Source organism: Flavobacterium paronense (assembly GCF_030409795.1).
In the GTDB taxonomy this organism is placed as follows: domain Bacteria; phylum Bacteroidota; class Bacteroidia; order Flavobacteriales; family Flavobacteriaceae; genus Flavobacterium; species Flavobacterium paronense.
In genome coordinates this window covers 3,188,587-3,200,262 of the sequence record NZ_JAUFQN010000019.1, presented here as the reverse complement: position 1 = coordinate 3,200,262, position 11,676 = coordinate 3,188,587, and the positions used below count along the sequence as shown (strand labels likewise).

Here is an 11,676-nt window from a genome sequence, read left to right as displayed (position 1 = left end):
AATTTTATTGCTAAATGTTGGTGTGAAAGTTTTGTGAACAATAGTTTTCGGAATTGTATAATTGAATTTCCTGAATTGGATTATCTACAAAACTTTGATTTTGAATTAAGTCCAAAACAGCGATGTCACTTTCTGCCATTTCCGTTTCAAGTACTGGAAACTCATACAGATTGTGCCAAATGCCTTTTTGGGTTCTTTGTTGATAATAGTTTTGTCATTCTCATCCGAAAAAACCAAATAATTAAAAAAACGATTCGTCACTTTTATCTTTTTAGATTTCACCGGAAGCTGTGCCACTTTCTTTTGCTGCAACCCCAAACAACTGTCATTAAAAACGCAAATGCCGCAATCTGGATTTTTGGGCACACATTGCAAAGCACCGAATTCCATTATGGCCTGGTTGAATAAATTAGCTTGTCCTTTTGGCAATACTTCGGCTGCTAATTGGGTGAATTCTTTTTTGGCTCCGGTCGAAGCTATATCGGTTTCCACATCAAAATACCGAGAGAGCACTCTAAAAACATTCCCATCAACAACAGGAACACTTTCATTATAAGCAAAAGAGGCGATTGCGGCCGCAGTGTATTCGCCAATTCCTTTTAGTTTTAATAATTCGCCATACGACTTTGGGAATTCCCCATTAAACTCAAAAGCAATTTGCTTGGCTGTTTTATGCAAATTTCGGGCTCTGGAATAATAGCCCAAACCCTGCCACAATTTTAACACTTCTTCCTCATCGGCTTTTGCCAAATCAAAAAACGTAGGAAAGGCGGCCGTAAAACGTAAAAAATAAGGTAATCCTTGTGCCACACGTGTTTGTTGCAGCATGATTTCCGAAAGCCAAATGGTGTATGGATTTGTGTCATTTCGCCAAGGCAAATCACGTTTGTTTTGTAAATACCATTGGATAAGTGCTTTAGAGAATTTCATAGTTAAATTATGGTTAGCAAAAATAAATCTTTATGTTATTAAATTTTAATAGATTATGCTTGAAATATTGTTTTTATTATTCATATATTTGCAACCTCAAAAAAATCACATAATTAATATTAAATACGAAAGAAAATGACGAAAGCAGATATCGTAGCAAAGATTTCAGAAAGAAAAGGACTTGAAAAAGGAGATGTTCAAGCAGTAGTTGAAGCGTTTATGGAAGAAGTAAAAACTTCTTTAGAAACTGGAGACAATGTTTATTTAAGAGGTTTTGGTAGTTTTATTATCAAAACTAGAGCTGAAAAAACTGGTAGAAACATTTCTAAAAATACAACCATTAAAATACCTGCTCACAATATACCTGCATTCAAACCTGCAAAAGTATTTGTAGAAGCAATAAAAACTAATACTGAAGTAGCAGTATAAATTTATTTATTAATCACCAAAAATCTTCACTATGCCAAGTGGTAAAAAAAGAAAGAGACATAAGGTAGCAACGCACAAACGTAAAAAACGTGCGAGAGCTAACCGACACAAAAAGAAAAAGTAGTTTTAAACTACTTTTCTTTTTTAGAAAACGTTCATTGAAATGGAAGATTAGACCTTTTAGACGACTTAGACGACTTAGAAAATTAGAGCTTTTATCTAATAATCTAAGAATCTAATACTCTAACAATCTAACTTCACCGGGTAAACAATACCTGTTTAAAATGTTTAATCCATCCTTACAATTCAGTTATGAGTTATGAGTTATGAGTTATGAGTTGAAAAACTGTAAACTGTAAACCGTAAACTGCAAACTAATAGTTTGGATAAAAATTTACAAAGTGAATAAAGAACTAATCATTAGATCTAGTGCTGACGCTGTAGATTTTGCCTTATTAAAAGATGGAAAACTAATTGAATTACACAAAGAAGAGGAAACAAGCAACTTCCAGGTTGGCGATATTTTTATTGCCAAAATAAGGAAACCCGTTGCCGGATTGAACGCTGCTTTTGTAAATGTAGGCTACGAAAAAGATGCCTTTTTACATTATCACGATTTGGGTCCAAGTTTCGCTTCTTATCTGAAATTCATAAAACTTGTAAGCGCAGGTAAACTAAAAGATTTCTCCCTAAAAAACTTCCAGTTTGAGAAAGAAATTGACAAAGATGGTGCAGTTGCAGACATACTGAACGCCAATCAGTCAATATTAGTACAAGTAGTAAAAGAACCTATTTCTACAAAAGGTCCGAGAATAAGCTGTGAGCTTTCCTTCGCCGGACGCTTTTTAGTTTTAGTGCCTTTTTCGGATCGCGTTTCTGTTTCACAAAAAATAGAATCGAAAGAAGAAAAAGACCGTCTTAAAAAACTTGTACAATCTATCAAACAAAGGGGTTTTGGCGTTATTGTGCGAACAGTAGCCGAAGGCAAAAACATAGCCGAGTTAGAAAAAGATTTGCAGAACTTAATGAATAGATGGACTGCAATGAGTAAAAAATTACCAACTGCACATCATCCATCCAAAGTGTTGGGAGAGCTAAATAAAGCTTCTTCGATACTTAGAGATGTATTCAACGATACTTTTACCAGTATTCAAATTGATGATGAAGAGTTGTACCAAGAAACAAAGGACTATTTAGCCGAAATAGCTCCGGACAAACAAAAAATTGTTAAGTTTTATCAATCGAAAGACACGCCATTGTTTGAAAAATATCATATTGAGCGACAAATAAAGACTTCTTTTGGCCGAACTGTTTCTATGAGCAAAGGTGCCTATTTAATTATAGAACACACCGAAGCCCTACACGTTATTGACGTGAATAGCGGAAACCGTTCTAACAAAGCCAACAACCAAGAAGATACTGCTTTGGAAGTAAATATGATCGCAGCAGCAGAAATCGCAAGACAATTACGATTGCGAGATATGGGCGGAATCATCGTAGTCGATTTTATCGATATGAAAGATCCAGACAATCGCCAAGTGTTGTTCAACTTCCTTAGAGAAGAAATGAGCGATGATAAAGCCAAACACAAAATCTTACCGCCAAGTAAATTTGGATTAGTTCAAATTACACGACAACGGGTAAGACCAGAAGTAAATATTGAAACAAGGGAAGAAAATCCAAATAATTTGACAAGCGACATCGATGCGCCAATCCAGATTATTGACAAGATTGCTTTTTCTCTTGAAAAAATAATTAAAGACCATAAAAAAGTGACACTTAATGTGCATCCTTTTGTGGCAGCATACCTTACCAAAGGTTTTCCATCATTACGTTCAAAATGGTTTTTTGAACATAAAAAGTGGGTGAAAATCATACCTCGTGACGCTTACACGTATTTTGAGTACCAATTCTTCGATGGTGAAGGAAAGGAAATCAAACAATAAATAAAAACCGCCTTTCGTGAGATTGGCGGTTTTTTTGTGTTTTTTTGAAGCTATTCCGGCTTTCCACTGCAATCTTTTTAAGGATTGTATTTCCCTTGCGCTGTTCTTCAGGGCAATCCTTAAAAAGGATTTACGTTGCAATCCGGGCTAGGGCTAATCCTTTATAATCTCAATCTTCCTCCTAATATCATTCCCATATTCATCTTCCACGGTAATGTAATGAATTCCCGTTTCGGCTTCAATTTGCATTTCGTGAAAGGTTTGAGTGGTGCCTTTGTAGACATTATCAACATACCAATACAACTTCGCTTCTTTGTTGGAGTGCGCCACTTTTAAAATCACCGGCTGAATCTTGCTGTTAAAATCCTTAACTAGATAAATTTTACTGTTCGTTTTCGGATAAATAAAATCCATGGATGCCTGTTGGTTTTGCTGGCAATCGTCTCTAAAAGGAGGTAAAGGTTTGTAATCTATATGCAGACTTTTATAATACCATTCCATAACCGGCGGCAAGACAAACCACTTTTTGGAAACGATATTGTCTACACTTTCACAGCTGCTGTTTACGCGATATTGCTCTGTCTTATCTAAATGCACCAACTTATGATAAGCGCAAACCGAAGTTTTCATTCCTTTTCTGGGAACTAATTGTCTGATTTTCGTACAATCATCCTGTGCCAAATGACCACTCAACGCACAAACATCAGCATATTGCAAATCGTTTAACGGCGTTTGGAACCATTTTTTTCGCGGAAGCAAATTGAAAACATCAAACAAAATTGGAGCTGCACTTCCTACTCCGGTCAACTCGGGCCTTCCTTCTCCGTTGGCATTTCCAACCCAAACGCCAACTACATAACGGGAATTGGTACCGATTGCCCAGGCATCGCGATTCCCAAAACTTGTTCCGGTTTTCCAGGCTAGTTCTAATGAAGAGTCGTAAAACTTCCAAGCTTCATCGCCTTCTGGACGATTCACTTCTTTCATGGCATTATAGGTCAGGAAAATTGAACCTGCACCCAAGATTGTTTTCTGATAACTTTCTTCGCCATAATCCTGCTCAAATCCGCTGACATAATTGAGTTCGGTAAACTCTTTGGTTCTGTATTTTCCATCGGAAGCATTGAAGTAATTTATGGTTGACGACAAATTTGCATAGGTTCGGCACAAATCCCAAAGATTGCTTTCGGCTCCACCCAAAATCAGCGACAAACCATAATGATCAGGATGCTTATTTATATTTTTGAGTTTGAATTTTTGCAACAATTCATAAAAATTATTAACGCCATGTTCCTGCAACATCAACACCGCCGGAATATTTAACGAACGCGATAAAGCTCTTTGAGCCGGAACTGCTCCGTCAAAAGAATGGTTAAAATTCTCAGGTGTATAGCCTGAAATCTGTGTTGGAATATCTGCAACCAACGTATTGGGTAAAATCTCGCCTTCATCGAGCATCGAAGCAAACAAAAGCGGCTTTAAAATACTACCTGTACTTCTTGGCGCACCAATAACATCAACATCTTTGTCGTGATCTTTATCCGTTGGCGAATTCCCAACATAGCTGATGATATTTCGGTTTTGAATATCGATAACAATCACAGCGAGATTATGCACTTCGTTTTGTTTGTACTGATTATAATATTGAGTGGCAATTTGGTTCACGCGATTTTGTAATGAAACATCAATCGTAGTTTTGATGCGTTTGCCTTCATCGGTTTTGGCTACGCGCTGCAATAAATGAGGCGCGATCTGCGGAACTAAATAGGGTTTTTGCGGCAAAGGTTCCGTAATCGACAATTGATACGTAAGCTTATCAATGATTTTTTCATTGTATAATTTCAACAGCAATCCATTGCGTTTTCTGAGCAATTTGATTTGATTCTTTCCCGGATAAATCAAGCTCGGTGCATTGGGCAACACTGCCAAAGTCGCACTTTCTGCCCACGACAATTGATGCGATTGCACTCCGAAATAACGCCAAGAAGCCATCTCTAACCCAACCACATTTCCACCAAAAGGGGCATGCGCTGCATATAATTCGAGGATTTTTTCTTTGGAATAACGCAATTCCAATCGGGTTGCCAAAATCATTTCAATTCCTTTTTCAAAGTAAGTTCGCTTTTTATTCTTGCGCGATAACCGAATGACCTGTTGTGTTAAGGTACTTCCGCCACGAACTACTTTTCCGGCGCTTCTGTTTTGCTGAAATGCTTTGAACATCGCCACAGGATTAAAGCCGGGATGATAGTAAAAATGTTCGTCTTCAAAATAAACAATACATTTTTTGAACTTATCGGGAACGCTGTCTTTTGCAGGAAAACGCCATTGCCCATCGCGGGCTATTTTGGCAGCTAACAACTCGCCATCGCTGCTTTCGATAACGGTGGAATAGGGTTCTTCGAAAAGGGTGCGCGGTAACGAAAAGTAATATACTATCAGCAAAATGGCTACGATAGCAGACTTCTTTGGGTTGCGCTTGATATAATTGAAGAAGCGTTGGAAAAACGCTTTAAGTTTTGTTTTCACGTTTATGGAATTAAACACCTGACAGGTTTTAAAAACCTGTCAGGTGTAAATTTATTTTACCACTTCCACCCATTGCCCTTTAGTTCTTGCCAAGAAATCATTATCATACATCGCCTCACATTGTAATCCAGGTAAATAATATTTACCCAAATAAGAAGCATTCAGCAAGATTTTGAATTTTCGAGTTTCGTTGGCTTTCAAACCGAAATAATAATTGGCTCTGTCATCACGAATATCGATGTAATCAGCAATATTGCTAGTTGCATCACCAAAATCAGTATAACGTGTGTTTACAATTTCAAATCCGGAAGGCAGAATTTGTGACAAGGCAACATTTTCAACCCATTCATTTTTGCGGTTAGTCAATGTAACTTCGGCATAGAATTCAGTTCCCTGAGCGATTTTTGTAACCGAAATAGCTTTCCCTTTTCGGTCTTTGAAAACCACGCTGGCAGACAAATTATTGGATATCACTTTTTCGCTTCCAACTGGTAAGATTCCGCTGTTCAAGACACGAACAAAAAGTGTGTTATTTTTGTTGTTCTTAATTGTAATCGCATTTCCGCCATTTTTCACCACCAAATTTCTTTGGGCAACCGTTTTGTTTGTATTGATAATTACTGGTTTTCCTCCATTAGTATATTGAACCGAAACGCCTTTGCTGCCATTGGATTTAGCAAATTTTGACATCGCATACAAACCATAAGCCGTAGTTTGTGTGCTCATCCATTTGTCGCTTGACATGTTCTTGGCTAATTTAGTTGCCATGGCAAATGCTTGCTGTTTTTGTCCCAATAAAATCAAAGTTTCTAATGCCATGGCTCTATTTCTATCGGCTGAACCATAGTAATAGTAGTAATAATCATCGTTGAAATTTTGCTCATCGATAAAGGATTTACTCAACAATGCCATTCCGGCCGCATTTTGCTTTATCAATGCATAAGTCGCTGCTAATCGCAGTTTACTTTCATTAGAAATTCCAACCGTTTCTCGCAATCTGTTCATTGAAGCTAAATCAGGGAAACCTGCTAATGCTAGTGTATACAATCGGTAAGCCTGTGCCATATCGTTGTAATATTGTTTTTCGAAACGCCATTGTTTTGCCATTTTGCCTTGGTAAGAAATCCATTTAGATTTGAAACTTATAGGCAATACGTACCCTTTTTTCTCAGCTTCAATCAGGAAATGTCCAGCATAAGAACTTCCCCAATCATCGGCTTCAGTCATTCCCTGCCAATAAGAGAAACCACCATTTGGCAATTGGAAATTCCCTAATTTTTGGATGCCAATAGTAACATTTTGCTGAATATTTTGTTTGCGAACGGCATCTAAATCCATTATATCGGTAAGATACAATTGAGGGAAAACAGCCGAAGTAGTTTGCTCCACACAACCATGCGGATACTGAATTAAATAATTCAATCGTCGCCCGAAATCTACTGTTGGCACCGATGATACTTCTATGCCAGCTTTATTGCTTCCTGTTACGCCAAAGGTTTTCCATGTAATTGTTTTGGAACTGTTTGGTTCAATCACAATATCGGAATACGCATTGGTCACCGGATTCGGATTGGTCACATCAATTTCTACCGAATAGGTTGATTTTTCTTTTCCGGAAGTCGCAATAATATCTATTTTACCAATTCCTGTAATACTTCCCACTTCTAAATTGAAGTAAGCCATTTTCTCGTCAGGCTCAGTGAAAGTTACTTTTTGAGTACTACTTCCAACCACTTTAACGGCGCTATTTGATTTGATTTGAAGTGTTACATTTTTGATGTTTTTCTCTGTTGCAAACAAGGTAACCGGAATAGTCACTTTTTCGGAAGGAGAAATTTTTCTTGGTAATGAAGCCAAAACCATTAACGGACTTCTAACCTGCGTGGCTTTTTCTGCCATTCCGTAGGCACTGGTTTCTGCATCAGCAGCAACAACCATAGTTCGGACTGAGCCAATGTATTTTGGTAAGGTTATTTTAGTGATTTTGCTTTCGCCTTTATCCAATTCAAACGGACCATAATAGAGTACAACTGGTTTGAAACGATTCGCTTTTTTAGCTTTTCCGCCACCAGCTTCTGCATCACCACCAATACTGAAAACCTGATTTACTTTTCCGCCATAAGCGCCAATCACCTCATCATAAATATCCCAGGTTCGAACACCCAAAGCCTCACGGGTGTAGAAACTATCCCAGGCATTTGGGGTTTTGAAACGTGTTAAATCTAACAATCCTTCATCGACAACTGCTATAGTATAAGTCATTTTCTTGCCGTGTTTTTCGGAAACTTTTACATTCACTGTTTGCTCCGGACGAAGCACATCAGGCATCGTAAGTTGTGGTTCAAGCACTGTGTTTTTATCTACCACTTCAATCGGAACAATGCCGTACATTCTGATTGGCGAATCGTTTTTGGTTGAAGCATGTGGTTGCAATAATGAAATATTGATATAGACATTCGGAGCCATTTCACCTGTAATTGGCAGCTCAACTGTGGTTTCTCCTTTTTTGGTTTTAGCCCAAAGCGTTTTCACTACTTTAGTTCCGTTTTCGATAGAAATCAAGGCTCTGCCGCCTTCGCTTGACGGGAAGAATATTTTAGCTTTATCTCCAACGGCATAGTTAGTTTTATCGGTAGAAAACCGTAGCATTGTGGCCGATTCGCCTGTGCCGGTTCTGGCCTCTGCTGACCAATAAGGTTCGTCTATATATACTTTTGTTCCTGTAGCATGACCATCGATTGGGTCGGAAACCCGAATTAAATAATTCCCCCATTCTTCATTTCTTACCGAGAAAGAGATGTTGGTTTTTCCTGAAAAATCAGTACTGACAACGAAATTTTTATAAGCAATCGTCGAGTTTGACGTGTTATAATTCGATAAATCATCATTGGAAGCATCCCACCACCAACGCGATTGTAATTTATAAACACGGACTTCTAAATTTTTAACCGATTTTGGTTTTCCGTTTTCTCCGACAGTTACAATATCAAAACGGTTGTTCTTCCCAGTTTCGATCATGCCGTATTTGTTTGGTTCGGGCGATTTTACTCCAACATAACTTTTGTATGGAGAATAGGTAGTTGAAGCCACATCTGTGCTCACATCACCACCGCTTTCATAAACTTTTGTGATGAATGCCGCTCGCAACATTCCGGGAGCTTGGCCTTGAATATTCGGTTTTATCGGAATGGAAGCACGACCGTTTCCATCCACTTTTCCGGAGAAAATATTGACTTCTTCAGTAGAAAAACTTCTGGTCGGATCATCAAAAGTATATTTATCATAGCCTTTAAAAGTAGTTGACTGCTGGAAGAATTTAGCCTGAACTTCGGTTTTTAAATCTTTGCCGACGGCGCCATGTAGCCATAAAACCTGAATATTATTCACATTGTTTTTGCTTGCCGAAAGAATAGGTTCGTTGAAACTGTTTTTAATTTTTAAACGATTTGGTTTAATCGTTTCAATCTTGATGCTTTTATAAAAACGCGCACCACCAATACTTACAACCGCTTCCCAATTTCCTGTTGGTGCGCTATCCTGAGTTGGCACTACAAATTTGTAATGATTAAGTTCATTCAGTTTTTGAACCGATTGATACACTGTTTTCCCATGTGGGTCATTCAGTTTTAATTTTACGGGATGCGATGCTGGCAATTTATTAGCATTGTCATTCAGAATAAAAGACAAATACATCGTATCCCCCGGACGCCAAACGCCGCGTTCGCCATACAAATAGCCTTTTAATCCTTTTTGTAACGTTTCACCCGAAACATCAAAATTACTAACCGACAATGAAAGTTCGTCATCTAATTTCACATAAGTGCTTTGGTCACCTTTGGTCACAATGGCGAAATAAGCTAGTTTTTCTAATTGGAAGGAAGCCATTCCATCACCATCAGTAGAAGAAGTGGCGATTTTTTGTTGTTGGAAATTGTATAAATCAACACAAGCGCCGGAAATCGCATCTGTGGAAACGATATTGCTAACTGCAATGACAACTGATTTATCTGTTCCTCTTTTTGCAATTACTCCTAAATCTGTAGCAAGAACATTGGTTCCGATTTTGGTGTTGTAGTAATAATAATCGGTGCATGGATCTTCACTTTCTCTCCAATCATAATCTCTTTCATAATAATAGTCATCATAGTCGTTGCCGCTATAATTAACATCATCTTCGTTTTCTTCTTCGGCATCTTCGCTCTCGCTGTTATCTTCCGAAGTTGCTGTTGATGTCTCGCATTTATACAAAGAATATTTCTTTTTATAAGAGAACTCGACACGATAAATGGCTCCTGGTTCTGGTTTTATGATTTTTGAAATATCCAAAGAATAGGTATTCCATTTAGTATAATCCAGTAAATTATTCTGCTTTAGTTCGATAGTCGATTTGGCGACAGCCTGACTTACTTGTCTTAAATTTCGTGTGCCGTTAATTTCATTATCCTGCAAAAACTGCATGATATTATTTTTGTAAATCTTGTAGATTTTTACATCAACTGCATTTAGATTAGCCGCTTCAAAATTGATTTTTAAATTATTGGAACTTGGCAATATCGTCCCACTTTTTAATAATTTCACACCTGGTTTTATTTGGTCAAACATCAATTTTTCAGAATAGTTGTTTTTCATTTTATAACCATCGATGCTTTCAATTCCCTGAAAAACCTCAACCAATTTACTTCCCGTAAATGATTGTTCAATTGCAGCTGCTACTTGAGTAATTTCGGGTTCATCTGTAACTGTTGCTGTGGTGTCAACAGTAACAGCTGTAGTATCAACAACTGCCTCAACAGCTACCGATTGATTGGAAGCACCATTATCCACTTTTGACTTAACGGGATCTTTGTCGTAAAACACTTTTAAAACATTTCCCATAGTGGAAAACTTCAGATTACTTGTGTTTTCAATAGACACTAATCCTTTAAAATCCTGGTCTTTTTTTAATGGATCAGAAAAGTTAATCAACACCGATTGGTTGTTGGTATCGCCAACCTGAATAGTTAGTACCTTAAATTGGTTTTTACCGGGAATTAAAACTTCAGCTTTGCCTTTTTGGTCGATATCCACATCGTCACCATCCCATGCAATTTTTATTTTGCTATCGGTTTCAAAACGCTGAATACTGTCAATCATGAATTTAAATTCAGTATTGGTGCTGGTCGCTTTGTCAAATTTTATCTTTAAATCTTTATCGTTTTGTGTTGCCTCAATAATTTTTTGGGCTTCTTCAAAACTAAGATTATCAGCTGTTTTTAGAGTTCCATTTAAGTAATACCAATCCTTGCTGTAAGATTGCAAATCCTGTGTATTCACAATAAAATCTTGCTTGATTGTTTTTACTGAAAATTTGAAATCCTTTAATTCTTTCGGAACTTTATTGGTGATATCAGAAAGATGCAAGGTGATTTGGTACAACGTATTTTGATCCAATTTTTCTTTTGGAATAAACGCAATGGTATTACTGGAAAGCGCTACTACTTTTCCGCTTACGCTTGGCGAAATATCAAATAAATCCTCGTCTAATTCCTGATTAGGTTTCCAATCGCTTTTGTTGAAGGCCAACTGCACCCTGAAATCGGAATTGACCGAGATGAACCCTGATGAAAATCCTGTAATGTAGTCTTTGTAAAGAGCGTAATCTGAATCAAAATCGGAAGCCGATTTTTTAGTACAGGATTGCAATAAAAAAATTGCAACGAACAAGCCGAAAATCTTGTTGGTTTTCATGGTTGTAAAAGAATTATTTGTTAGAACTTATCCTTGAGTGATTTTCCTCAATTAGCTATATAACGCTAAAAGTATCAAAATATTATTCAATACAAAAAATATTATTTGGGAATAT

4 protein-coding genes and 1 pseudogene are annotated in these 11,676 nt (G+C 37.3%); 2 read left to right on the top strand and 3 right to left on the bottom strand.

Annotated elements, in window-relative coordinates; translation table 11 throughout:
• Window positions 1-930 (bottom strand): annotated as a pseudogene (gene mutY / locus QWY90_RS15160) (A/G-specific adenine glycosylase); the annotation flags it as partial.
• A gap of 135 nt (window positions 931-1,065) precedes the next feature.
• Between mutY and QWY90_RS15155 the strand changes: the two are divergent.
• Window positions 1,066-1,359, top strand: coding sequence for an HU family DNA-binding protein (locus tag QWY90_RS15155; RefSeq protein WP_290284092.1), 294 nt, complete (start codon window positions 1,066-1,068; stop codon window positions 1,357-1,359).
• 401 nt (window positions 1,360-1,760) lie between these two features.
• On the top strand, window positions 1,761-3,305 hold the full coding sequence (locus QWY90_RS15150; RefSeq protein ID WP_290284091.1) for an Rne/Rng family ribonuclease: 1,545 nt from the start codon (window positions 1,761-1,763) through the stop codon (window positions 3,303-3,305).
• A gap of 153 nt (window positions 3,306-3,458) precedes the next feature.
• On the opposite strand, the gene pbpC is transcribed toward QWY90_RS15150, so the two are convergent.
• Window positions 3,459-5,834 (bottom strand): penicillin-binding protein 1C, encoded by a 2,376-nt coding sequence (pbpC, locus tag QWY90_RS15145; protein ID WP_290284090.1) that lies wholly within the window; start codon window positions 5,832-5,834, stop codon window positions 3,459-3,461.
• A gap of 51 nt (window positions 5,835-5,885) precedes the next feature.
• Window positions 5,886-11,561, bottom strand: a complete 5,676-nt coding sequence (locus QWY90_RS15140) for an alpha-2-macroglobulin family protein (RefSeq protein ID WP_290284089.1) — start codon at window positions 11,559-11,561, stop codon at window positions 5,886-5,888.
• Window positions 11,562-11,676 lie beyond the last annotated feature (115 nt).